General features: G+C 44.5%; 19 protein-coding genes and 1 pseudogene. 13 read left to right on the top strand and 7 right to left on the bottom strand.

Annotation, left to right across the window (positions count from 1 at the left end; genetic code table 11):
* Positions 1-63: 63 nt before the first annotated feature.
* Positions 64-4284, bottom strand: coding sequence for an Ig-like domain-containing protein (locus tag PG915_RS24365; protein ID WP_353500405.1), 4221 nt, complete (start codon positions 4282-4284; stop codon positions 64-66).
* Positions 4285-4446: 162 nt separating this feature from the next.
* Between PG915_RS24365 and PG915_RS24360 the strand changes: the two genes are divergently transcribed.
* A complete protein-coding gene (locus PG915_RS24360; RefSeq protein WP_353500404.1) occupies positions 4447-4806 on the top strand; it encodes a hypothetical protein in 360 nt (119 codons plus the stop codon).
* Between the two features lie 53 nt (positions 4807-4859).
* Complete coding sequence (locus tag PG915_RS24355; protein ID WP_353500403.1) at positions 4860-6776, top strand: helicase-related protein; 1917 nt, start codon at positions 4860-4862, stop codon at positions 6774-6776.
* Between the two features lie 20 nt (positions 6777-6796).
* On the opposite strand, the gene PG915_RS24350 is transcribed toward PG915_RS24355, so the two are convergent.
* The 6 genes and pseudogenes from PG915_RS24350 to PG915_RS24325 all read right to left on the bottom strand — a co-directional run.
* A complete protein-coding gene (locus PG915_RS24350; protein ID WP_353500402.1) occupies positions 6797-8770 on the bottom strand; it encodes an Ig-like domain-containing protein in 1974 nt (657 codons plus the stop codon).
* 337 nt (positions 8771-9107) lie between these two features.
* Positions 9108-11585 carry an Ig-like domain-containing protein gene (locus PG915_RS24345; protein WP_353500401.1) on the bottom strand — a complete coding sequence of 826 codons (2478 nt, stop codon included), beginning with the start codon at positions 11583-11585 and terminating at the stop codon, positions 9108-9110.
* A gap of 275 nt (positions 11586-11860) precedes the next feature.
* Positions 11861-14332, bottom strand: a complete 2472-nt coding sequence (locus tag PG915_RS24340) for an Ig-like domain-containing protein (protein ID WP_353500400.1) — start codon at positions 14330-14332, stop codon at positions 11861-11863.
* Positions 14333-14421: 89 nt separating this feature from the next.
* Positions 14422-14889: a metal-dependent hydrolase gene (locus PG915_RS24335; protein WP_353500399.1), complete on the bottom strand. Its 468-nt coding sequence runs from the start codon at positions 14887-14889 to the stop codon at positions 14422-14424.
* Positions 14886-15524: a hypothetical protein gene (locus PG915_RS24330; RefSeq protein WP_353500398.1), complete on the bottom strand. Its 639-nt coding sequence runs from the start codon at positions 15522-15524 to the stop codon at positions 14886-14888. Before PG915_RS24330 ends, PG915_RS24335 begins: the two co-directional genes overlap by 4 nt.
* Positions 15525-15777: 253 nt before the next feature.
* Positions 15778-15999: pseudogene (locus PG915_RS24325) on the bottom strand (IS5/IS1182 family transposase); the annotation flags it as partial.
* A 702-nt stretch (positions 16000-16701) separates the two neighbouring features.
* Here PG915_RS24325 and PG915_RS24320 point away from each other — a divergent pair.
* The 11 genes from PG915_RS24320 to PG915_RS24270 all read left to right on the top strand — a co-directional run bounded on the left by PG915_RS24320 (position 16702) and on the right by PG915_RS24270 (position 26667).
* Complete coding sequence (locus PG915_RS24320) at positions 16702-18102, top strand: tryptophanase (RefSeq protein WP_353500430.1); 1401 nt, start codon at positions 16702-16704, stop codon at positions 18100-18102.
* A gap of 75 nt (positions 18103-18177) precedes the next feature.
* Entirely contained in the window at positions 18178-19431 is a 1254-nt protein-coding gene (locus PG915_RS24315) for an aromatic amino acid transport family protein (protein WP_353500397.1), read from the top strand.
* 206 nt (positions 19432-19637) lie between these two features.
* A complete protein-coding gene (locus PG915_RS24310) occupies positions 19638-20858 on the top strand; it encodes a phosphoadenosine phosphosulfate reductase (RefSeq protein WP_353500396.1) in 1221 nt (406 codons plus the stop codon).
* A complete protein-coding gene (locus PG915_RS24305) occupies positions 20855-21496 on the top strand; it encodes an IbrB-like domain-containing protein (protein WP_353500395.1) in 642 nt (213 codons plus the stop codon). Before PG915_RS24310 ends, PG915_RS24305 begins: the two co-directional genes overlap by 4 nt.
* A 351-nt stretch (positions 21497-21847) precedes the next feature.
* On the top strand, positions 21848-22090 hold the full coding sequence (locus tag PG915_RS24300; protein ID WP_353500394.1) for a hypothetical protein: 243 nt from the start codon (positions 21848-21850) through the stop codon (positions 22088-22090).
* Between the two features lie 66 nt (positions 22091-22156).
* Positions 22157-22612: a hypothetical protein gene (locus PG915_RS24295; RefSeq protein ID WP_353500393.1), complete on the top strand. Its 456-nt coding sequence runs from the start codon at positions 22157-22159 to the stop codon at positions 22610-22612.
* Positions 22613-22821: 209 nt separating this feature from the next.
* The gene (locus PG915_RS24290) at positions 22822-23985 is read left to right on the top strand and encodes an MFS transporter (RefSeq protein ID WP_367357795.1); all 1164 of its coding nucleotides are present in this window, start codon (positions 22822-22824) and stop codon (positions 23983-23985) included.
* 12 nt (positions 23986-23997) lie between these two features.
* Positions 23998-24747: a hypothetical protein gene (locus PG915_RS24285; protein ID WP_353500391.1), complete on the top strand. Its 750-nt coding sequence runs from the start codon at positions 23998-24000 to the stop codon at positions 24745-24747.
* Between the two features lies 1 nt (position 24748).
* Positions 24749-25351, top strand: coding sequence for a hypothetical protein (locus PG915_RS24280; protein ID WP_353500390.1), 603 nt, complete (start codon positions 24749-24751; stop codon positions 25349-25351).
* On the top strand, positions 25338-25643 hold the full coding sequence (locus PG915_RS24275) for a pyrimidine/purine nucleoside phosphorylase (protein WP_353500389.1): 306 nt from the start codon (positions 25338-25340) through the stop codon (positions 25641-25643). The genes PG915_RS24280 and PG915_RS24275 overlap by 14 nt, the downstream gene beginning before the upstream one ends.
* On the top strand, positions 25636-26667 hold the full coding sequence (locus PG915_RS24270) for a Gfo/Idh/MocA family protein (protein ID WP_353500388.1): 1032 nt from the start codon (positions 25636-25638) through the stop codon (positions 26665-26667). The genes PG915_RS24275 and PG915_RS24270 overlap by 8 nt, the downstream gene beginning before the upstream one ends.

The following is a 26667-nucleotide window of genomic DNA, read 5'->3' as shown; positions in this document are numbered from 1 at the left end:
TGCACAAAGAAGTTAAGCGACCCAAATGAGCCGCTTTAAATTTGAAAGGTATTTAATTGATTGCTATTGAGTAGGCCAAAGCACGGTAATAGTGTCAGTCGCAGTGTCACCGGAGTCATCTTCTGCGACGAGTGTGACCACTGCTTGAGCGCCGAAGTCACGATATTCAGTAATACGCTTACCTATATTTCGACGCTCTACACCATCCACTGTCCAGTGATACCTAGCAATTCTGCCATCCACGTCTTCACAAGCCGCTTCGATTCTGGCTGATTTAGAGAACATGGAGTAGTTAATAGTGCAAAGTGGTGGAGTGTTTGGTACCACTTCGACACGTTGTGTGAATGATTCTTCTTGACCATATCGAGTGACAACTTCGAACTTGATATCATGGACACCTGCTTGAAGTCCTTCAATCTTGGCTGTACTTCGAGTTTCTTCTTCTATCAGTTCACTATTGAGATACCAGCGATAGTCAGCTGCTCTGTCTGTCGGGTGGCCGCCACGTATAATAGGGCGCATGGTCACATCAAGAGGCGCACGTTGGTACTTATTGGAGAATCGTTCTAGCAACTCAATGCTCATCGGCTCTGGCTCTAGCACTTCGATGTACTCAATAAAATCTTGGTAGTTGCCGCGGTCATCCTCGACGGTAACTGTAATTGGATATAAGCCGGGCTTTTTCGCGGTAAACCTAGCCTTGTATCCAAGATCTCGTGTGAGCTCGACTTTGCCTTGACCGTTCCAGTCGAACTTGAAGTTTTCATGCAAGTTACTACCAATTGGTCGTCTTAACCAGACTTCAAATTCTGAAGGCGCTACCTTGATGCGCTGTCTGTACGCCAAAGTGAACTCTGGGAACTCATATGCCCATACTTGTACACGATGTTTGTATTCTGCGTATGTTTGTTCTTTCGCTCCATCAATCCAAGCCGTTAAGGTAACGTCATGAAAGTCTGCCCACTCTAGATCTGTTTCTGTTGGGTTGAAAACAAAGTCATCACCATTGAACCGGCTACCGTCAGGAGCTATCCATTCCGTAACGATAGGGGCGTTCATTCGAGAGTAAGGCGCAGATACTTTCGCTGCGAGAGAGATAGGCAGACCAACTTCAGTTTCTTTCTCGCCGAGAATTCGAGTTCGTACTGGTCGTGGTGGCTGACCTCGGACACCAAGAGCTACATGTTGCCAAGCATTAGGGTTGCTTTCAAAGCCAATATAGGCGGCACGCGCAGCAATTTTATTGGTACCCAGCCCTTCAACGGTATGGATAAGCGAGGCACTACCATCAGCATAAGTTGCACCACCATCGGTTGACCATTGAACAACAAGACTTGATAAGTCAGCAATGCTTCCGTGATCGTAGAGTGTATATTCTTCTGTCAGACCTTCGATAACGTTGGTTGCACCGTCAATTTCTAGATCAGGCACACCATAACCCATCACTTGAACCCTATCTGTAGAGGACTCAATACCAGTGAACCTGTTTTTTACTTTCGCTTGAACCCACCATACCCCCTCAGTTTCGGCACGGTACATGAATCGTTTTCCTTTCTCGGGATACTCTTGCCATGTTTGGGTATTGTCGTCACTGATGTACCAAGTCACTTCTTCTGCCGCATCTTTATCTTCCCTAGAGGCGTGCACGTACTGGATCATGGTCGACAATGGCGCAGGACCGGAAATACGCATGGTTTTTAACTGGCCTTCGATTGCCGTTCCTTTGAGCACCTGTACTGTGGATTTGTTGGAGCGGACAATATGTTCGTAGTCAGGGTTTGGTGATTTCAATCTGGCTTGTGCAAAATAACGAGTCTGCCCAATGCTTTCTGGTGCCCAGTCAATGGTAAATGGGGTGTTTCCGTCTGATGCAACACTCTGCCACTCAGTGAGAGGTGAAATGCTGCGATCTTTGTTCTCGGCTACCACTCGAACATCCCAGTCACCCATATCACTGGCTTTGTAGCGGATCTGGCGGTAGAAGGTATCATAAAGGCCAAATGCTGAATCCAGTGTAAGCTCATCAGCCGTAGACAATTCTTTTACACCAGACTCTAGCCTCATTCGGATGCGCTTAGATGGTACGGCATAGCTGTATGCCGAGTTTTCGACAGAAATATTGGGCATTAATGAATATCGTACTTCGACGGTATAAGTGTTCTCATCCCAAAGCTTACGGTTATAGGCCTTCTCAGTGTCCATGACAGTGTAAGCGACATTATGATACGTGTATCTTGGTGATTGTCTGACCACGTTTGAGTTGAGCACTTTACCATCGCGCTTGAGAGTTACAGTGATTGGCGATGATGCTGACCTGACTCGATATCGTGTTACTTTCGACTCGCCAGGTTCAACAGCGTACCGATTGTGTGCGAACTGCTCCTTCTCATCAAAGAGAATTTCTGGTGATGGAGGTGCTGCAACGAGTAATGTGACATCGTCATTTTTTACTAAGTTCTTTCTACCGAACTTATCGTGTAACCAAATCCTCGCACTAATATATGCCTCGCCATCAGTCGCGAAAGCGCCAATCAATACAGGCTCGGATGTATCCCATGCAGACTCAAGACCGATAGGTGTTTCCAGCCATTCTACGGAGCAGTGCAACTGCCCATGCTCTCGGATTGCTGTGACGGCCTCGATTTCAGATTTGAACATAGTGCAGCGATTGCCGGTACTTTGTTTAAAAGTGATTCCTTGGTTTTGCACTAAAGCAAACTTTTGATTTTCTACATCAGAGTAGCGGAAATCGAGTGGAAGGAAGTTAAGTGTAAAGGTACGCTCGACTGTATTCCCATTTCCGTCGGTACCTGCAATGGTGAGATCATGGACAGTGCGAGCTTCTAGGCTAATGCCGTCCTGAATGGCTCTGGCCATTGTGAAATCACCTTTGTGTTCTATTTCTTGGCCATCAAGTTTTACAGAGGTGATGACATTATTGTTGGATGTCTCATCTTGTATTGTAAGTACGAGGTGCTCAAGAAAGAATACGGGGTCGCCATTTGTGAACTTATCGTCAATGTTAAAGAGGTGGATCTCAGGATCCAAGCGGTCGATAAGGGTGTTTTCATGTTCAATAGATGATCCATTGTCGAACACATCACTCGCGCTAATCTCCCCGCGATAGATGCCGTCTTTAATGCTAGCGACGTTAAATCGATACACGTATTTGTCACCAATACGTTCTGGAGTGCCGTGTGACGATAGCGTTGAGTCTGTGTAGTACGAAAGACTGGTTCTGAAGAGGCTACTAATGTTTTCGCCATTAAGTGTTATGTACGATACATCTTGAGCGTGTTGTTCGTCTGGGGTTATGTCTAGCGATAGACTGGCTGGCAACCACCAAAAGTCTGATTGGTTGACGCTGTGTGGTGAGCTTATAACAACCACTGCCTCATTATTTTCAACTGTAAAAGGAGTGCCATCCACATCAAGCACGGTTGGGTGGCTGACAGAAGCATCTTGACCTCGCGCGTTGAAGGCATATTGCTCTATGACTGGAGGGCGAAAGTCCCACGCGAAAGAGATGGTTTTATTGTTGCTGAACGTAGCGTACTTGTCGCTAACTTTGAATCCCACCGGCATGGTTCCGACCAGTTCCGTGGCACCCGAGGAGATACTGATGTTTATTCCTGCTAGGTTACAACTTGTTTGTCCTTCTGGCACCGTACAAGCCCGATCGCTGAGAACAGGGATTTGAATTAGCTGGTCGTATGGTCGAGGTTCGACTTCGACACGCACGTTTTTGAACCGTTCGTTTCTGTCGTGAGTTATTGGTGTATATCCACTAATGTCACGGTCATTAGTTATGGTAGTGACATTGGTTACGAGAGGGGGTTCAGGCTCAACGACGGTGTAATCAAGGGTTCCTGTATCGATGATCACTTTCTCGTGGTTGGAACCGGAGAAGAAGGAAATCGTGTAATCATGTGAATACTCACCTGCAGCTAGTAGTGCGCGCCCTTCCAAGTCAAACAGCTCTTGCGACCATCCTGTACCATTTGTAGCCGATGAATTTGTCCATTCAAAGTAACAATAGAGCTGTTCGACCGTCGAGGTTTTCGCAAGCTCTAGATCCGTCGTGAGTTCGCACCCCTCGTTACTCCCAGGGGTTTGTCGCCCAAGTATCTCGTATTCCTTGACACTGCGATAGATTGTCTCGGGTAACGTCACTTCGAACTTTGGCATAACGGTTTTGATAGTACCTGTGATCGTGACCGTTTTTGCGAAAGACACTAGGCTAATTGAGGCGAACCCCAGAGCTAGAAAGCGATTTAGGCGCATGATGCTGTCCCTTTTCTTAAAGCAATAGAGATAGCGTAGAGCTAGCAATTCTCCTTTTTCCCAATTAAGCAGCCTATTTCGGCTGCATTAGTGTGTTTTCTAAACTCTGCTTTGTTGCTTTCACTACCATAACGGACATTACGGCGTGTGAAGGGGGTTATCATGAAAAAGAAATTACTGCTTGGCTGTATTGTTGGCTTGCTTAGTTTTCCTGTGTTTTGGGTATACCAATCAGATTTTGCCGAGACCACAGTAAAGACTGAACATCACCTGTTGCTTGGTGAATGGCAGAGTGACAATGGACTTAGCTTTGAAATCGTAGATGAAGGGTTGATTACCCAGACTGGCTTGCTGCGTGTTGCTTTCACTAGAGATAAGGAACGCTTGATTGGAAAAAGCAAGTTCCAGGAGTTTACATTTGAACCTATGAAAGGGGAGGAGTGGACACTTAAGGTGAAGAGAACAACGTTTGAAGACGTACCTGAAAAGACCTACGTTATCTCTCGCCCATCCACTGAATAACATTGGAAGAGCTCTGCAAATTATTCAAAGTTAAACATCCATGGCAAATTCTCTTGAGGCTGCCGACTGACTATCTTTCTTTGAATGTCGGTTCTGCGTTAGATTGCCAAGATGGATCGACAGTTGTGGTGCGTGGCGTTATTACGCGTTGGCAACGTCACTATCGCCGAGGTTACGGAGAAATCAGTACCAATGAAGGTCGGTTTGAGTTGTCATCATTCGACCCTGCGTCTTCTGAGATTAACCAGGCTCTGCGATTTGCGGCTTCGGATCGTCACACAATTGAACTACTTGTAAAAGTAAAGGATGTCGGTCAGCAAAGGTACCTCACTACACCAAAACTGATCCCCGATAGTTTACGACTCAAGCGCGTCGGTCTCTATAAGACATGCCGAGTTAAAGCCCTAAATGGGCTGAGTTACTCTGCAAAACTGTCTGAATACTTCGAAGGGCTCATTGCTGCATCAGCGAGTTACATTCGCGAACGGATTAGCAGTATGCAACTGCCACCAGCGAAGTTACGAGAGGTAATAGAAGCTCATGGCATTCAATTGGAGGACGTGCTGCGTGAAGTTCATTATCCAAGTGACACTGCACGCGCACAGACATGTTTTTCAATATTACAAAAGCTGGCTTCACTATTAATGGTCGCGTCTAAGGCCTGCGACTCACGCATTGACGCCCCACTCACGTTCAAAAAAGAAGTGAACGCTTATTTTGATAGAGCGAGCTTTTGTCTAACCGACGAACAACAAGGAGCGGTTCGAGGTATTTTGTCTGCCTATCAACAAGGCGCGCCACGCTCCGTGCTTATGGGGGATGTCGGTACGGGAAAGACCATTGTAGGTGCAATGGTTGCTCGGCATTTCGTTGATGCGGGTGGGCGTGTTGCTATTATGATCCCAAGCGTCATATTGGGTATTCAAATCTACACGGAGCTAGTCGATCTTTTCCCAGAACTTTCAGTGTGTTTTTTGCTTAATCGTGCAGAGCTTGCTCGTTTTAAAGAGCGTGGTTTCAATGTCGCAGCTGAAGTTTCAGAAAGCATGGATATCGTGGTGGGCACCTCTGCAATCATCCACAATCGAGCGTCGGTGGAGTTTGATCTGGTTTGGGTCGATGAAGAGCAGCGTTTGGGCGTTTCGCAAAAAGAGGCGGAGCTTGTTACAGTAGGTCGAACTCACTTACTACTAAGTTCTGCAACCTGCATACCGCGCACTCAAGCGATGCTAGAGCTAGGTATGGTGCCATATTTTGCTATCACTCGATACCATACCCCTAGACAAGTCTTGACCGAACTGTTTTCGCATAATCAAGTCGTCGATGTGGTACACAGAGTTCAGGATACGGTAGCAAAAGGCTTCAAGGTACTGTTTATTTGCACCAAGCGAGAGTCTTTGCAGGAGGGAAGTCAGCAGGATCGTGTCGACGCACAGAGCTTATATCAAGACTGGGTAGAAGTTTACGGCAAAGATAGCGTGAAATTGGCTCATGGCGGTCTATCAAAAGAGGTGAATGATCAGGCCATGACTGACATGAAATCAGGCTGTGGTCGAATCTTGGTGAGCACCACCTTCGTTGAGGTTGGAGTGACTATTCCAAACTTGATGCATGTGGTGATTATTAATCCTGAAAACTTGGGGCTGATGCAACTTCATCAAATCCGAGGGCGAGTTGCCCGCTCTGGAGGTGTCGGGTATTGTGATTTGATTCCAACAAAGCCTATCTCTGACGACTCCTTGATACGCTTAAAGACGCTTTGTGAAAATGAAGATGGTTTTTCTCTAGCCAAAGCCGATCTGTTACTTCGCGGTATGGGGGATATGGGTGATGGCACAGCACAAAGTGGCCAAGGTAAAGGCTTACTGGTTGATCATGCGATAGAGTTTGAGTCACTTAACGCAGTCATTGAAAAGGTAGAGTCGAGCTCTTTAATGCTAGGTACTTCGGGAGAAAAAAAACAGAGTTAGTTCTCCCCTCACTTGCGTTGTCAGAGTTCATCAGAATGGAACCATACTGTCGTAGAACTGCCCCAGCCAATAGTGTTGATGTAGTCATTAGATTGCCAAAGTACGCCTTTATTATTATTGAACACCCATAAGCCTGTGCCTTTTTGAAACTTCGCTCGTGTATCTTCTACAAGCCCCAATGCTGTTTTTGTGAGGTTAAATATCTGCTGGCAGCGCCCAGTACCATAAGGTCCATAATTGCAGTTCACCAAGACTAGGTGCTCATCTCTCAACTCCGGTAGGGTTTGAAGCCAGCTCTCAAAAGAAGGTAGTTTAGTCAAGAAATGATCGACGCTCATGGTGTGGAATTCATTGTCTTCCGTGTTGTATACGATGACTTGTATATCATCCTCGATTGCCAGGTTCCCATTTATCTCTAGGGTCGTCTGACATCGATATGGTGTGAAATATGCGTTGCTGCATGCAGAGCTTCTAATGTAGTAGAGGTCATTTGGTGACCAGAGGTTCGGGATTTCTAATTTCACATCGAGGATACGAGACGATGTGTCTGACGCGTAAATGTTAATGTGCGTACCTTCTTCTGTGAGGTCGATATAGATCTCACTAGTATCTCCTGGCTTGATATCTTTATTAGATACGATAAACGATGCTTCATTGGTACTGTTGGAGTGAACGATAGCTTTGTGGATGCCAGTTGCTAGGTGGTTTTGAACGGTATGTATTGGCGGTAGTCTGAAAGCATGAGCAGGTTTTTCATTGATAGTGCGAAGTAATCTATTCGCTGGTGGCGCCCCCGTGCTTTGAGTTAAAGAAATATCGGATGCGGGCTGATGAACTAATAGATCATAGGAGCCTGAAGTATATTCCACATCCCCCTGTGTGAACGTTACCTCAATGTTTTTGTGTAGCCCAAGATCGCTGATTAGGGGGGTTATTTCCAGACTGTCTGTTTGGCTGTTATAAGTGATAAAGCTCGGTTTGTTTACGATGTTGATCTGTGGTCTTGGAAACTCTGATTCTGTTGGGGCTAGTTGGTTTAGAGAGATAGAATAAGTCTTGTTCGCTTCTACTTGATGTGGCATCTCGAAGTAGCTGCCACCAATCTGGTTCTTGACTCTTACTGTTGCAGTGGTACTGAGACCTGAATTATCCGTAACGGTGTAGGTGAAGTAGTCGACCCCAGCATGCTCTGGCGACGGAAAATAGATAAAAGAACAGTTGGATTTACTCCAAACGTAACCGTACTCTGGTGAGGAATACGAGCAGGTATGTACGTCACCACTATTCTGGTCGGAGTATGCGGCTAGGATTCGTAGAGATTTACCCTGCATTGAATCAAACTCTAAACTTTCTGCTATTGGAGGGTAGAGCTGTTCTATAGAGTTGTAACGGACTCCACCTTGTGACCAGTTGTAGAAGCCGAATCTTGACTCTGGTATCTCAAGGTCATTCACATCGAAAATTACTTGACCATCAATTTTGGCGACAAGCCTATCCGGATACGCTTGAAGCTCAAATGCGTACTCTTGGCCATGCACCCAACCGACACCTTCTTTCTTGCCAAGAATGGTGTTGACACCTTTTTCTTCGTCATGCACTAACCATCCATAGTGTGACATTTCGTCAAGCGTTCCATCAAAATAGAGTAGGGTATAACCGTTTTTTGCTCCCGTAGCACCTTGCTTCCAGCTGAATAGATAAAAGCCCCCTCCAGCGGGTTCGCCGTAGATCATGCCGATGTAATCGTCGTCGCCGACACCTTCACTTACTTGAATTACTCCCCGAAATGTTCGGTAAGAGTATTTCTCACTAGACACAAAGGCTGTTGGATGACCGTTGATACTTTGATAGACGCTATTGCCGTCTTCAGCAACGTTCCAATCACCGGAGCTTGGGGCACCAACTTGCACCCAGTTGTGCATGCTTATCAGTTCAGCTGAGATTACGTGACTAAATGGCATGCAAAGTAAAAAGAAGAGCATTACCTTTTTCATATTCGACTCCGACTAGCGCTTGATTCATACAAGGCTAGCGTTCGAATCATCTACTATGTGGGATTAAGCGACCCATTTAGTCTAAATTTTTATCTCAGTAAATGGACTTCAGTTGAGGGATCTCAAATAGAAACTCCGCGAGACCTTCCTTGTTTGACTGCATTTAAATCTGAAACCAAACAAGATACACGGCAATGTCACGTTACCAGTTTAATGGAAGCCCAGAAGCTGTAGGGTCAATCCTAGAGATAACCAGGTGTGAAATAGTGCTCAAGTTCTTAAAACATTATTCAGCAATAGAGCTTGCTGGGCTTGTGAGCACTTTCAGCGCTTAACATTAATCATGGATACTTCTTAACTGTGGAATATCGAGCATTATGCTTGCAGTACCAAGTTCGCCCGGTCTAGCGGGGTAAATAGGGATCTCAAATGTCGAACCGGTATTTCCTAGGTCGAGGGACGTTCGACTGGTTGTCCCCGGTTCTACCGTCTCTTTAACCCCATCTATTATCACCATAACTGCGAAGTCCGACGTTTTTCGATTCGTTATGTACGTATCTTGATTACCGGTGGCCATCATGCCACTGTCGGTGACTAATGGATAATTGTTGACAAAACGCGCTATGGCATTGTCATTGATGTCTTTTAGCGGGTGACTAACCGGCAACGTTGTTTGCGCTTCTAGCGTAATCAGTCCCTTTGGTATGTATCCAAATGAGATAGTCACAGTCGATTGATTTCTATAGCTATCTTCAGCGACAATTTTTAACTGATAACGCTCATTTTCGATTAGAGTTGGAAAAATACGAGGAAGCTCAAAGGTTGCGGTATTATTATTGTTAACTATGCCAAGGAAGATATTTTCGTTACTTGACGCACCCGTTAGGTGTGCTTCAACAACATGTGAACTGTGCATATCCATTAGTGTTACCAAGATATCTCGTATGTCGGAAATAGTCTCTGGCATTGAACCTGACTCATAACTGATATCAAATGACGGGGATATTGTATCAATATCTACTTTTGTGATGGTTTTAGCTATAGTACCAATCTTGTCGGTGATAGTGACCTCTATATCATGGACGCCTTCACTTAGCCCCTTTAAGGATAAAAAATCAGCGCGATTCTGCACATCATAGCGTTCCAGATTGACATGAGTTAGAGGCGTGTTATCTGTCAATGACTTGGCTTCAACTGTACGAAGGCCAAAATAGGTATCCCACCAATTATTGGTTAAGTCACCATTTTGAGTCATGACCTTCAGCTCTTGTCCTAACGTATTCTGGCTAATGTCTGTGATACTAATTGGGTTCCAATCGTAAACGATGCGTGCAATACCAACACGTTGCTCAAACTGACCTGTTGTCGACTTCGCATTAATATAAAAATCAGAGAAAAATGATTTAGATGTTGGAGTAAATGAATAGTTAACCGGTATATCACAGTAGGTGCCGCCGACTGGTACATGACACGTTGTACCCACAAGCGTATCGGTCAATACCTGTACATAGCTCCTTGGTTCAACGTGAGCTCGAATGTGCGACACATGGGTTGGTTCCTTTATGCCATAAGCGATTCCATTGAACTCTGTTGCAGGGTGCGGGTCAACCCAAATATTATTGGCCAAGATTTGGGTAGAGTTTAACTTTGTGGCCAGTTGTACATGTTGATTCGCAGGTACTAGATTTAGATCCGTGTTACCAAATCTCTGGACAGAGCAGCTTGAGCCAGATTTCGTAAAGAAATCGAGCCAAATAAGACTGTTAGGGTATGAGAATGTCGTCTCATCGACTTTCCATTGTCCTGTCTCATATGATGATTGGGGTAGGCCATATAGCCCGCCGCTATAGGCGTATGAAGAGCCTAGCCAATCTCCCCACCCGTACCAACCATTGATGTAAAAGTCAGCGGATGGTCTCAAGGCTCGAAACTGAACTGGGTTGGCATGGATGTAATGCCCGGACGAATTGTAGTTTTCCCATACACCGGATGCAGCATTTCGAATTTGTAATACAGGCTTACTCGGACATTCGTTGTCAATCTTAGACACTCGAGTTACGGTTGCTTTGTTATTCGCTTTATCATATAGGTCAAACCCAATGGTGTAGTCAGCGCGTTTCGCCGCATATTCGATGTTAGCCGCTTGTTTCGCTAGCACCATGGCAAGTCCAGATGCTGCATCGACATCGGCCTGAACCTCATAGCGCTCTGAGTCGCTGTGATTTGGGTGTTGGATAAAGTATGTGGCTCTATCGACGCCAGACAAGCTATCTTGGATACCATTAACACTGATCGAATAGTTGAACCCACGGTTACTGAATGCTTCAATGCTTCCGAACATTGGAAAGTGCCCACCATGAGTGTCACTTCGATAGATTTCACCAGTGATTTGGGGAGGAGTCACGTCTCTTACAAATAGGTAACTATCTACGGCCAGTGCGTTATTTGATAGATCAAAAGTTGTGATGTCAATTTCGTAGCGTGTTTCTTTATTCAAAGATCGCAGAGTATGCTCTAGTCCATAAAAGCTCTTTTCACCAAACGTGTATCTATTGTTAGTATTGATAACCGGTGACGTAAATTGCTCTATGACGATACCGTTGTGTTTCACATTTACTTGCAACTTTCGGTCTAAACCCGACGATACGAATAGCGTTATATCACCAACCGAATTTACAAATGTTGTTGCTTCAACTTTTCGCTCAACACTTTGTCCTTGGGGAGTGCTGAAAATAGCCCCTTCGATGATGGCTGAGTGAGCGGGAGTCATAATCATAAAACACAGCGCGGCAAGGGATGAGAGAGATCTATTCATTGTCGTTCTCCAAAAAGGGGGGCACTCAAACCGTAATAAGCCAAGGCACTTTTTGCTGTCGGTGTTAGTACTCCGGATGCATTTCGAACAGGTAATTCCACCTGCCCGTATCCAGCTGTAAATGCTTATGTGTTAATCTGTGATTACGCGACCAAATAAAATGCAAATAAAAAGAAGAGCATTACCGTCTTCATGTCGAACTTCGCAGTGAAAATACATGTAAGTGTGCGTTTTTCTGTCCCTTCGATTTCCGATTAAGCAGCCAAAATGGATGCTTATTTGATGTACGGGATTTCGACAAGAAAGGTTGCGCTACCGTCGCCATTGCTATCGACAGTTATGGGGCGAATAGGTAGCTCCAACATTCCTTCAAGATTTGTAATGGTGTATTGCACCGACTTTGTCTCACCAGGAAGAACCTGCACCTCATTGATGGCGATTCCTGTTTGTGAGTCTGACCTCACTGACACTAACAGGCTTTGGACTCCACTCGCGATGCTACCGTCATCCGTTCGCAGTGAATTCGACAATACACGCGCAAATGGCACGTCGCCACTGTCGAAGAGCTCTTGAGCAACAGGTAAATAGGCTATTGATTCGAGCCGAATCAGGTTGTTTGGCTCATAGTTGAAGCGGTACATTTTAGTGATGCTGTTTTGATATTTATCTGCAGCCACTATGGTCATCAAGTACTCTTGACCCGCTTCCAAGCTTGGAAAAAGCCTTGGGTACTCGACCGACGTCAGACCGTTTTGTTGAGTAACAAACGCAAGCTCCACAGAATCGCTCGCAGGTCCACCAGTTAGAGTCATACTTTCTACACTTGCGTCATTTTGATCTATCACTCGGATCATCAATGACTCGAGTCCTTTTACCAGTTGTCCTTGAATGAAATCTATTTGATTTACGAGCAATTCTATTTCAGGGGGATCATTGTCAAACGTCACCTGGTCGAGCAGTGTCTTGCTGGTAGTGTTGTGGCTGTTATCGACAGCAAACGCTTCGATGCGATAGTCTCCACTTGCTATACCGGATAGAGATGTGTTGACCTTTGAGATATCACCATCTGTTTCACTAATACCATCGATTTCAGCTACTAATTGGTTCTCCGTAGACCAGACGCGAACTCCAGCACGTGCGAGTTTGACTCGCCCCCAAGTAGCACCACTAAACAACTCAGTTACAGTAAACGATAGAATACGTTTTGAATCGAGCCACTCAAATGCGTCATGAATAATCGGAGAAGAGCCGTCGTACTCAAAGATATACGAGGTAGCTGTCCTGAGCTCTGTTCCACTTTTCGTAAGCATGGGACGTTGATGATAGTGACCCGATGTGCCCGTAGAGTTGAACGGCCAATTAGGACGATAAATGCAACTTGTCCCGCCAATAGGTACAGTACACATATACCCTAGGTTTGCGTCTATCAGATCCTGCGCATAACTTCTTGGTTCAGCGAACATTTTAAGCTGGGATAGTTTTGTGTCACGCGGAATGTCAGGGGTATTTATTACTCCTGTCGAGTTAGGAACCCAGCCATAATTGTCTATGAGTGCCTCGTAGCGTAAAAAAACTGGTGCTATTGCGGAGCTTGTAAATGTCGCGTTAGGAAGAGTATACGGGTGGCAACGCCATGTGAATTGATCAGTATGGCCTATGATCGGCCACATAGCATGACCATCTGTGCCGACCGGCAGTTGTTTAACCAACAAATAGCTGAATTCGTTATCGTGCGTCAACCACTGGTAATTTACTGCAACTCCATGCCCTTCGGGGTATCCACCGTAAGTTGGGTTGAGTTTTTTTGATTCATCGTTGGGGACTCGAAAAATGATGTCAACGGGATTCTTGTCGACCAAATTGTTGTTCGTTACAAGGCGCATGTTCGGCTGGCCAAGCAGCACGCTACCACCACTTTGAACTCCGTATGCGTAAGCTTGTGGTCGAGATACGCAGTGCCCATTGTTGTGATAGTCAATATGAGTGCTCGCAATATTACCAGCCTCATCTTTAACAAATGCAGTAAAGCGTGCGCCAATTTTCTCCGATGGAAAGTTTGAGTAGTCAATGGAGTACATGCTCCCTGTTCCAAGCATGGCGGTTTGCTCGCCAGCGTTGTAGATTAGCTTGCCTGTTGATATCAAATCCCCATTCTTGGCTCCTTCTCGATATCTAATTTCATAATAAGTATCGATGATGGGGTTGCTGTCACTAATACTACTAACGCGAATTTCGCGAGCTTCAATAGGCGACCAAATTGGCAGCCCATCATTAGCGATACCGCGTCCATATGGAATGCTTGCGGTAACACGGCCAACACTCGGCGCGGTGATGTCCGTAATCACATTGTACTCAGCTGATTCGATGACCCTATCTAGTGTGTCGAGCATCTGATACGTTACGCTATATTTCCCTTCTCGAGGAAATGATAGCGGGATACTTTTCCCATAAGTGCTGCCAGTGCTTGTCGTTAATCGGTCGTTTATGGTGACACGTGCGGTTCTATGCTCTGAGAGCAGAGTTCCATCTGCGGCCTTCACTTTTACAACGACAAAACGGTCAAGCCCGGTTGCTACAACTAGAGAGGGCTGTAAGCTACCGAGCGCGTTCTTCTCGAACACGGGCTTGGTGTGAGTGTCATAGCGCCATTCTATGGGCGCAGCGAGCATCGAGTTACAGATAAATAGAAGAGAAGCGCCAAAGAGAAGACGTCGCGACATAGTACAGAGATTTGGCTGCTTAAGCATAGGTCAATCCATTACATGAGAAAGAATCATCTAGTAGATCTAGCGGCTAATAAGGCGGGGTAATGGGATTAAGCAGACAGAATGAAGTCTCAAAAGGAAAGAAAAGCTAATAGGAGAAGTACAGCGGAAGTGGTGTACTCGAAGAGTGGATTTCGAGCGATGAGTATGGGGAATCGAAAGCGATGACTCGACACTGGCCAAAAGTAATTAACACCAGCTTTTGTGCACGAGTCACCAACCAAGTGCGCGATAAAACCAAAGGTTAAACTCTGTGCCCAAGGAAAAGCAGCAAGGGATGCAAAATACAGCAAGCAAAATGCAGCCAAGAGGGAATGGAGCGCTCCTCGATGTCCAAATACCAATTGGATGGGTAGAGAGAGAAAAGGGAGTTTGCGCCCAATGGTTGAATGGCGACAATCGATATCCGGCAATAGCGCCCCAAGCATGGCAAAAGCAAGTCCATCAGGAAGGCTCATAAACTCAAAAGTTGACCACTGCTGGTTATAGATAGCTACATAAGCAGCAGCAGTCGTCAGTTGATGATTTATGGCATTCATAGCGCACTCGTCGATGCCGACGCGCGTTCTGCTTTCACTCGTTCTTGAAGAGCTTCATGCGCTTGTGCGGCGTCTTCTCGAACATCATTGAGCAGATCGGTTTTATCAAACACTTGGTTTGAACCGTACATCAAGACATAGACCCGGTACTGTGTGCCTTCTCGAAGGATTTTGTAATCCACAATTTCGAGGTTTGAGAGTCGGGACGTCGAAAACGCATCAATGGTCACTTCAGTACTTTCTGAGACAGTGTCTCCGGCTGCGGCGTTTGATGACACGCTGGCGCGGTAATCTTTAGCGTTGGTCGCCACGTCGTTGGAGTACTTACGACCGATTTCACTCTCTGCGCGTATCCTAGCTTTATCGGTTGCACCTTGCATCGTAGAGCTCAGTCCTGTTCCCGTGCCATAATAGCCGCTCCCGTTATTGGCTGGCGCTTGAAAGAACCACGGTGGCACTTCAACAATGGCATCGTCGATACTTTGTGCTTTGAGCTCATCTTGTTGTGCTTTGATTTTCTCCACTCGCTCTTGTTGTTCTTGTAGGCGCTTCGCGTATTCATCTTCAGGGCTTGATGCGCAGGCGGTAATCCCTAAGCACACGATCCCAATCCAAACTGACTTAAAAATAGACATAACGATTATCCTCTGTTGCATATCGTTAGTGTATCTATAGTCACTACGACTACGAACTTCATTAATTTTTAATAAAAAATAACTCTTGGTAGCGAATTTTAGCTCGATTAATCGGCGGTAATTTAGATGGTTAGTAGTTAATTAAACCGTCTTTGCTTGACCAATTTTTAGTGGCATGCATTACTATGGTAATCGTTTATTCATACAGTTTTTAGAGTTTTATTGCTGAATCCAGCTTAAGAGTAAACGCCACCTAAATCGGTTGTATTTCGGGCATACTGACCCCTGTAAGATTGTTGAGAGCTTTGAGGGTGGCGTAAGTGTCACAAAGTTTTCTTTCATAATTACAAAGGTTATTTATTTTTCCAGTAACTGTTTTACGCGATACCATAGCGGTCTCAGATAACGAACGCTTATGGCAACCATCCGCCAAATTGCGCGGAGGACGTTCTTCCCAGAAGGCTGCTCCGTTCCTTAATGTTACCGAAATGGTTTTGCCGTCAGCGAGTCGCTCCTTGTTGGGCTAGAGGTGCCTCTCAGGATGAATTTGAACTTCTTAACTCCCTCATGTCGATATTAAATATCTTATATTTTATGTTATTTCAATGGTTTGATTTTTTCGTCATCTTGATAAATTACTGCCTCAAGAGTTCTTTTAATGGAGGTCGTCTCTGCTCTATAAGATTATTTTAATATGTGATGCTTTACCCACTTTTTGAATGTTGCACTTTAGCATTGGGGGTGAAATAAGAGTCATTATTTTTATAAGTAAATGATAGTATTTGCTTTTTTATATTTTTTATTACAAAGCAATAACTCTATTCGATTATTTTGAACATTTCATTTGTTGATATTCTGTTGTGTTAAGTATATTGTTTTTTACATTGGTTAACACAGTTTATATAAGGAGATGGTAATGAAAATGTTTTGCTTTGTATTTTTACATATTTTAACAGCTTCTCCTGTATCTTGGTTTCGCTGGTATACTGTTGATCCTAAAATTAAAACACCTTCAAGGCTCATTCCCCGTTAATGCTTTTTTATTGACTGCCTTAGTTATGCATTAGTGCTATTTGAATTAGCATTACCTTTAATAAGGCATATTGTTTCTAGTGTCAGTAGATTATTGACTAATAATAAAGAAGCCCTAAATTCTAGGGCCAGTAGGGGACTTATGATGAGCAATTTACCTCTGTCATATAAAATCAAGGCCGTCGAGCCGATTAACTTACTTCCTAAAGAAGAACGCCTCTCAGCGCTTGAGCGAGTAGGTTTTAACCCATTTTTGTTAAAGAGTGAAGAAGTGTACATTGACTTGTTGACTGATTCGGGAACAGGCGCTATGAGCCAGAATCAGTGGGCGGCGATGATGAAAGGGGATGAATCTTACGCTGGCAGTACCAGTTTTTATAAATTGGAAGAAGCAGTGGATGACATATTTCAGTATCAATATACGATCCCTGTGCACCAGGGAAGGGGAGCCGAGCAAATCTTGTTCCCCGTGCTAATAGAAAAAATGAAAATGAAGCGAGGTGGGACGAAACCTGTATTTATTTCCAACTATCATTTTGATACCACGGCAGCACACGTTGAGTTAAATGGTGCTAAGGCGGTAAATGTTGTCGTTGAAGAGGCTTATACATTAACAGAGCCATTCGATTGGAAGGGCAATTTCGATTTAGAACAGTTGGTTGGGCATATTGAATTGAACGGTTCAGAAAATGTAGCAGCAATTATTATTACTGTGACTTGCAACAGCATGGGGGGGCAGCCAGTTTCTCTGGAGAACATAAAAGCCGTCTACGATATTGCAAAAGAATATGGAATTCCGGTTGTTATGGACGCTGCACGCTTCGCGGAAAATGCGTATTTCATCAAGCAAAGAGAGGAGAAATACTCGGGTTGGAGTATCGCTGAGATCGTAAAAGAAATGTTTCAGTATGCGGACATGTTTACGATGTCAGCTAAGAAAGACGCTATGGTCAATATTGGGGGGTTATGTTGTTTTAAAGACAACGAAGATCTATACCGTTCGTCTCAAGCGCTCTGCATTCCAATGGAAGGTTTTGCGACCTATGGCGGCATGGCTGGTCGCGACCTTGAGGCTCTGGCGGTGGGGTTATATGAGGCGATGGATTATGGCTATCTTTCAGCCCGTATTCATCAAGTGAACAGGTTGGCTCAGAAACTGACGGATGCGGGAATACCCGTTCAAAAACCCACCGGAGGTCATGCAGTATTTATTGATGCTAAGGCTTTTTTGCCTCATATCAGTGTCGATGAATTTCCAGGTCACGCGTTGGCGAACGCCTTATATTTGGAAGGAGGAATACGCTCTGCTGAAATTGGGTCCTTACTGTTGGGACGCGATCCTACGACTGGTATCCAAAAAGCGTCTCCTCTGGAACTCTTAAGACTCGCAATTCCAAGGCGAACCTACACCAATGAACACCTAGATTATGTAGCTGAAAGCCTTATTAAGTTGAAAAAAAATCGACGCAAGATATCAGGGTATCGTTTTACTTACGAACCTGTAGTGCTACGACATTTTCTAGCGCAGTTCGAACCTGCGCTATAAATCAGGTCAACTTTGCTGCTTTTCTGAGTGACTTCATTGAGGCAGCTATTCTTCAACTTGAAAGGATTAATAATTATGGCTAGTTCTCCAAGTCGACGTGTCTCACTTATGTACGGCGCAGCGGTGGTTATGAGTACCGCTGTAGGTGTTGGTATGATGAGTCTGCCTATCGTTAGCATAGGAATGTGGTTTTCTCTCAGTCTGGTTGTTCTGGCGGCAACTGCGTTTTACGTTCTAGCGTCAGGTTCATTGTTGTTGGAAGTGAACATGAAGTACCCGATTGGAACGGGGATACACAGTATGGTTCGTGATTTGGTGGGGAGTAAGCATGCCTTAATCTGCGACTGTATGATGATATTTAATGGGTTTATATTGCTATATGCATACATCACTGTGGGTACCGAGGCTGTCCAGTTTTACATCGGTAAATTTACTGACTATGAATTAAATAGGTATTTTGCTGGGTTGCTCTTTGCTGGAGTCTTTGGCGCGATATTTTATACGATTCCCATAACCATTAGCCGTTTTTTGAGTGTCTTTGTACTCTTGATGAGTTTATCCTTCGTCTCTATTGTCTATGAGCTTAGTTTTAGCGTTGAAGTCAACAATATTATTGAACCAGCGATTGAACATGACTATTCCTTTGGTCTGCTACCATTTTTGTTCGTGTCTCTTCCGTTTTTTATGGCTGCAATGGGATATCAGCAAGTCATTCCGATGCTTAGGCAGCTCTATGACGATAAACCTCGCCGCGTGATTAGGTGTATAGCCCTTGGGCTTGGGTTGGTGTCCTTTATCTACTTAGTTTGGTTACTGGTAATTATGGGAAATCAGTCTCGTGATGCCATGATTTCGTCGGTAAGTGCAGGGAAAGACAATATCGAAAATGTGGTAGAGACCATCAGTCAAAGTGACGACATTAAATCGCTCATGTTCTTTTTTGTACAAATGGCCGTCCTGACGTCGTTTATTGGTGTTGCAAAGGGACTCTTAGATTATCTAACAGATGTTCTTTCAAGCCACTATAAGTTGTCAACGCGTTACGCGAAAGTGTCGGTGTTATTGCTTCCATTAATACTGTCTCTGGCTTTCCCCTATGGTTTTTTAGTGGCGATAGGATTTGCCGGTTTAGCAGGAGCTATGTGGGCTGGTGTCTATCCAGCTTTGATAGCTATGAAGAGCCGAAAAAATACTCCAGAGAAGGAAGAGATTAAAAATGGCTATGTCACTTTAGGTGGTGGGTTAACGCCTTGGCTGGTTTTAGCGTACAGTTTTTTGCTCATATTGGTCATGCTCCTGGGTTTGTTTGACTTGTTACCAAAGTTCTAGGAGTGAAGATGGCACAGCCATAAACAAGCATTCTCATGGCGGTCGTCATTCTCCAACGTTGGTTGTTTTTTGGCGTAATAAGTTTGTACTGTCGGTCATTTTTGTCGTGCACCTAACCGGCTATGAGGGCAGATAACGATGGTTTGACCTGCTCAACCGTAACTACCCATCCAGGGGTTGAGTAGGTCTTTTTTAGGTGACATAGCATGAAACGTAGATTGAACAAGAACGTAGACGAAGCAGCTCGGGATAGGATTCGAATATTATTTGATGAGTTTGACCACCTCTATGTGTCCTTTTCTGGGGGTAAAGACTCAGGGGTTCTACTGAACCTCGTCATTGAAGAGGCGAAAAAACGGGAAAGGTTGCCTGTTGATGTCTTAATTGTTGACTTGGAAGCACAGTACCAGCAAACCATTCAGTTTATAGAGACGATGGTAAACAAAGAGGAGGTGAATGCGTTTTGGGTGTGTTTGCCGTTAAGTTTGAGAAACTCAGTCTCGCAGTTTCGACCGAAATGGGTGTGTTGGGAGCCGGACAAAGAGGACGTATGGGTGAGACAAAAGCCACTCCATTTGTCGGTGATTGACGAGATGGATTACTTTCCTTTTTATCGTTATGCCATGGAGTTCGAAGAATTCGTTGCTGGGTTTGGCGAGTGGTATTGTGAACGGAAGAAGAATCGTGGCGTTTGCCTAGTGGCGATTCGCGCGGATGAATCTCTTCATCGTTACAACACAATTAAAAACAGAAAGAAAAGAAAGCTTGAGCCTTACGGATGGACAACAAGAGCGAGTGAGCTCTTTTACAAGGCTTACCCCATTTACGATTGGCATGTGATTGACGTTTGGGTCGCCAATGGTCGCTATGGCTGGCCATATAACCGTGTCTATAATCTGATGTATCAAGCGGGTCTAACCTTGGCTCAGCAGCGGCTTTGTCAGCCATTCGGGGATGATCAACGGAAAGGGCTTTGGTTGTACCACATTTTAGAACCCCGGACTTGGCAAAAATTGGTGCAGCGGGTAGAGGGATGCAATTTCGGAGCGAGATATTGCAAACGACAAGGGCGAATACTCGGGTATTATAAATTTGAATTGCCACAAGGTTATACCTATCGCTCTTACAGTAAATATTTACTAAATAGCATGCCGCCACATCTTGCCAGCCATTATCGTGAGCGAGTATTTAAGTTTCTAAATTGGTGGAGAAAAAACGGAAAGCGATTTGGGATTTATTCGATACCGGATTTTGCTGAAAAGAAATTGGAAGCTAAAAAGCAAGTTCCTAGTTGGCGTCGTATATGTAAAGTTCTGATTAAAAATGATTATTGGTGTCGGGGTCTTTCTTTTGGTCAAAATAAACGCCTAACGGAGCATTATATCGATTTGTATAATGATTGTTTCAGGAAGGAAAATAAATTATGAATACGAAATCCTTATTGGCAGCCTCAAAATTAATGTACGAAGTTGCTATCTCTTTCGAGGAGATTGACGAATTAACGGTAAAAGAGCGGGTGGCGATTTTCAATCTACTGTCAGATCTGTCGAGTAAAATAGTGGGTTTTACGCATCCGGCGCTTAATGTAAGACTGGTGGAGAGTCATCTGGTTCAGGACAACGATTACAACCCTAATAATGTGGCTCCTCCAGAATACCGTTTACTCAAGCATTCTATTAGAAGCGATGGGGTGACTATGCCGGTAGTGGTAGGAGAGCTCTCTGATGATGGAAGGTATGTTGTAATTGATGGTGCGCACCGAACCCAACTCATTAAAACGGAATCGGACATTAATGCGTCTTTGGCCAACTACGTTCCAGTCGTCGTGTTGAATAAAACCCGTGAAGAGCGTATGTCTTCATCGATTCGCCATAACATGGCGAGAGGGGAGCATCAGGTGGAATTGACCGCTAGCTTAGTGATCAAACTGAGGGAAATGGATTGGTCGGACGAAAAAATTGGTAGCGAGCTAGGGATGGATAAAGACGAAGTGCTTAGAATGCAGCAGATTACTGGGTTAGCAGAGGCCTTTAGGGATCGTTCTTTTTCTAAGGCTTGGGAATAAAGAGTTGTTGATTAGATGGCGCTCGTTGGCCAGAGGGTCACTCTGGCTCAGAGGAAGGTTTTTCCTAAAGTGAAACCACCAAAATTGGCTCACTCTTGACAAGTGAATTTGTTGAGCTAGCTGAGGTGAAAGGGCTGAAGATAAAGACGCTGAATTCCAATCGACAGTACGCTGTCGAGGTCAAGGAGGGCTTATGCAATTTCATTTTTTTAAAGAAAGCGATAGAGCACGCGTGGAGAGATTTCAGTCAGAGCAGAGGCTGGATAGGATTCCGTTATTCTCGAGATCCAAACAGAACACCACGCTTCTACTGGAAGAAAAGGTCGGTTGTTGTTGGGAGTCTGTACCACGATGAGAAACGAATTCTACTCTGACTATGACCGTTTGTATTTTGCGGTGCCAGACTATGATTTTTTATTAGTGGAAGCGCTCTATCAACGGATAAATAAAGAGCGTGGTGAGACTTCAAGGCCGATGCAAATACTGATCAACGGGCGAGACTTGCCGTACAGTTTGTTATTTCTTGAAGCGTTTGGTTTTGAGTTCATCTTGTCATGCCACTGTCCTGAGATTGATGTCATTGCAAGTTTATAGAAGCTGAGCTCACTACCGCCTATTCCGAGGTGCTACCGGATAAAACGTTATATTGAACTTGGTGAAGTGCAGAAAAAGGCCTTAGATCATTTTCGCGCTTCAAAGATAGTAACGGGTTGTTTACAAACTCAGAAGTGGAACCCAACAGTGGAGAGACTCGAGAAGGCTTGGGAGAAGATTGCGCTAACGCTTCAGGAAGAAGAAGCGTCTTGGGCGGTTTTTAAGGATGGGCAGATTGTGTTGAATTCCGACTTTATTCTTAATGACGACTGCGTTTGGTTAGGGTGGGGATGGCACGCTAGTGATCTTGAAGGGCATCCGATGTGTCAGGCGGTTTGGGCGCAAATATTAAGACTTCAATTGGAAGAAAGTTTGTTTCTAGGTAAACGAATGTTTGGCGAATTCGATTCTACCGAGAGGTATTCCCAAGCTAAGCAATCATTACTTGTTTATTCTAGCGAAATTAAAGAAAGATATTATCTATTCAAACAGAAATCGAAAGTAGTCAGAGTTGATGAATAGATTAACCATCTTATAGGGAATGCGTTTATATCAAAATTAGACCGTTTCCCGTTTGAAAAAAAGGGGAGTGCTAACGATAGTACTTTGTTTATTATGGAAGAAAGAGAAAGGAGGGTTCTATGTGTGATTATCAACCAGTCGGTGTCTTGTAATTAATAATTACGGAGCAGGGCAAAGACCTGCTCCGTTCATAATATGTGGGAAGGATGATGAAAAAATACATTGCTATTTGTTCAAGTGAGATGGACACGTACAGTGATTATGCTTTGTTCTCAATTGTGTCAATCTTTATCTTAAACGCCTCAACTTATGAGGTGGGATTTCTTGGGGCGTGCTATGCGATACCTTTCTATTTTTTGAGTGCTAGGTACGGAAGATATTTTGATAAAACGGACGTTAGACCATCACGCGCTGTCTTATTTTTTATCTGTGCCCTGTGTACGCCGACGATACTCTTCATTGATTCTATGCTCGCTATTTACGGGTTGCTGTTATTCAAGGTTTCTCTTCGAGTTGGCTTAAGTACTTCGATACCAAAGCTTAATGAAAATAAAGAAGAGTCGAAACAATTTTATGAGGTGACGGGTTATATTTTAAACCTTAGCCGAATTGGTGTTCCTCTTGTAGTGATTACCTTATATGACCAATATGGTTTGAGCTATGTGGTTGGGATGTCGGTGTTTTTCAGCTTTCTTGGCTTAGTGACTACCTTGGCGGATAGTGCGTATAAGCCCGAGAGTTCGCTGAATGAAAGGTTGTTAGAGGGAGCGTCAGTTCGAGATCTTATTAGGAAAAATCGAGGCCTCTTTTTATTAACTTTGACTTATATCATGTCGAGTATTTCATTTTATCTTAGCAACGACATGTTAAGCGTCTTCTTCAGATACATCGGAGAAGAGGAAAGCAGTATTGGCTACATCATTACTATCTTGGGTGTAGGGGGCGTGATAGGCACGAAAGTCGCCAGCGCGACCTTGAAGAAAATTCCGCCCATCTCAGTGTTTACCTTGTCGATTTTAACCAACGCGTCGTCCTTCGCTGTTTTGGGATTGACGGATACGGAGTCTACGGCGGCTCTATTTTACTACGGCTCGATTTTTGTCACAGGGATAGCGTCAGGGATAGCGTTTGTCTCATTAAAACTGGGGATTAGACGTGCTGTTAAATTTTCCCAACTGGCGACGGTGACTGGATATATTCAAAAGATTGCGGCGCTGGTTGCGATGTCACTGCCTATTCTTGGCGGGGTAACCTCAGGAGTATGGGGGATCCAAAACACGTTCACAATCACGGCCGTTCTACTGGGGGGCGTTTTTATTTATGCCTTGCGACAAAAGGACATAAAGACGCCCGTAAAAGAACCACAAGCATAGCGAGAAGAGAAGATGCTTAATATTGACCGATTACATGACGTTAGTTTTCTTAGTGACCCTCATTATAAGGTGTATTTAAAAGGAAAGGAAAATATAGGCTGGGATAGAGGACTAGATTGGTCTTTAGCTCGCAATGACCGCGTCCCAGAGGGGCTTCACTCTTTTGCGATTGAGGTGGCAAGCATGTCGGCTCATGTAGAGGTTTTAGGTATGCAGAATGCGGCTGAGCTGTTGGCGGAATGTTCAAATTTCGCCTTGAAATTGGGATTGGGTCAAGCGGTGAACGACGAAGCTAGGCATGCAGAGCTGTTTGCTAAGTATGCCCTTTTGGCTGGTGGAGACATACGTGACTGCTCAAAAACGCAAGAAGTGTATGATCAGCATTTTGGTGAGTTGCGCTCGTTTGATGAGGTCTTTTTAAGCCACGTTTATTTGGAGAATGGTGCACTAGAACAATTTAACGTATTTATTTCAACGTTTGGTGAGCACAGCTTAATCGGCCAAATCTACAAGGGTACACTGCAAGACGAAGCAAGACATGTTCAGATGGGCGTGCAGTACTTTAAAAATAAGATGACCGAGGATGTTTCTTATGCTGATTTTGTTGCGGATCATTTGGCTGACTATAGAGAAATTCTTCATATGAACGATAACGCGGTTAGGTGGTATTCAGAGTTAAGTGGTTTGGAAGAGTCGGTGATACGGCAGAGGATAGAGCAAAGGCATGATTCCTTTATAGCGAAGATCTTGGGGGTGGGTTGAAATGTTTAAAGGTTATCAGATCCTGAGAGAGGCACTGACCGATAGAGAGTTAGACTCTATTATGAGGTATTTGGCGATAATGAAAAACATGGGGGCTCTGAAAGGTAATGCGGATGGGCACAGTGCCCATATGTATTATTCCATTCCTTATTTTGAGGCGTTATTAAGCAGTTTTGCGCTAACGGTTAGTGAAGCTGTTGGAGAAGAAGTCTACCCCTGTTACTCATTTCTTTGGAACTACAAAAAAGGCCATGAAGTCCCCAAACATCGAGACAGAGATGCCGTGGATTACATTGTGTCGTTCAATATAAATAACAAAGGTGAAGACGATTGGCCGATTTATATCGAAGGTGAGAGGGTCGATCTGAGAAATAAAGAAGCCCTCATTCTGGACGGTAAGGCATTGGTTCATTGGCGAGAGGCGTGTCCTTACCCTAATCGTTTACAGCTCGTGTTGTGTTACACCAGAAGGAAATGTTTTCGATTTGATAAAAGGCAACATTTGGGATTTGATCCGATGCCAGAGGTGGTGACTGCTCCCTTCACATTAAATTTAAGCATCGATGATACAGTGATCACGGAGATGGCTAATGACGAAGTATGAGACTCCACTAGTGTATGACCGCAGCTTTACGTTCTTCAATGGCTTGTCTTTGATTCGTGATTTTAAAGATTTGCGGGGAAACCGGGTCACCTTTGGTTATATGTTGGTTGGAAAATACATCTGGAAAACCGTGAGAGCTGAGAGGTTTACGATTTACTCCGGGCGAGCGACGTTTGTTTTCAACGACATAACTTTGGAAGCAATAGCCAAAGCCGTTATTACGATACCGAAAAAGACGTTGTTTGAAGTGCACGTCGAGGAGACATTGGATTATAGGTGTGACTATGATTAAGTTGGCGATTATCGGGACCGGTATGATGGCAAATATTATTGCCAAAGAGATAAATGATGGGACACAAGAGCTTGAGGTCTATGCGGTGTTGTCGAGGACCGAACAAAAGGCATTTCTGTTTGGGGAGCGCTATTCCATTCCTTCAGACAGGAGATACTGCAAGGCCTTGGATCTTTTTAAGGATGAAAAGGTTGAGGCGGTTTATATTGCTACCCCAACGAGTGAAAAAGAACACTATTTATCCTTGGCCATCGCTTATGGGAAACATGTGCTCTTAGAGAAGCCGATTCCCACTTCTTTGAGCGCCCTCGCACTGTATGAAAAGGCGAAGGTTAAGGATTTGGTGGTGTTGGACGCTACGCATTGCGTACATAATGTCTTAATGCAAACCATACACGATATTGCTTCAGAGCATGTGGGGCGTGTTGAAAACATTGAGGTGAAGTTTTGTTGGCCCGATTGTGAAACGGGCTCGAACACGCTAAACCCAGCCCTCGAGCCTTTGGGGGCGATGGGGGACTTGGGGTGGTATACCGCACGAACCTTGGTCGAGTTTATCGAGGATGTATTCGATGTGAGTAGCTATTGTGTGGTGAATGAGCGGGGAGCTGTCGTGGAATCCCGTATCACCGGGTATAGTCGAGCCATTTCTTTTACTCTGTTTGCGTCGTATCGAGGGGCAACGGCAAGTCAATACCTTTTTCTTGGTGGCTCTATGGGTGAAGTGATTATTAAAGATTTTGTGATGCCGTACTGGGGCTCATTTGTGTATGGTGACATTCAGCGTTTCAGTGACATTACTGTGCGCTCAGGTTTTAAGCCATTTTTAGAGAAAAAGAAAAAAAAGGCTTATTTTTCCGGTACGCAGCATGGAAACATGCTCTTGGGTTTTTCTCTAGCGATCGAGTCTCCTCAACAGCGAGAGCGGGTGAGGAAAAGTTTTGAAAAGGCAATTAGAGCGGCCCTGTTTCTAGAAGTAGCGCACGTGGGTGCTAAGTCGATTGCTATTAAGGGCGGAGCGTAA

The sequence above is a fragment of the Vibrio sp. CB1-14 genome (genome assembly GCF_040412085.2).
Classification (GTDB): Bacteria; Pseudomonadota; Gammaproteobacteria; order Enterobacterales; family Vibrionaceae; genus Vibrio; species Vibrio chaetopteri.
This window is presented reverse-complemented; position numbering and strand designations above follow the sequence as displayed.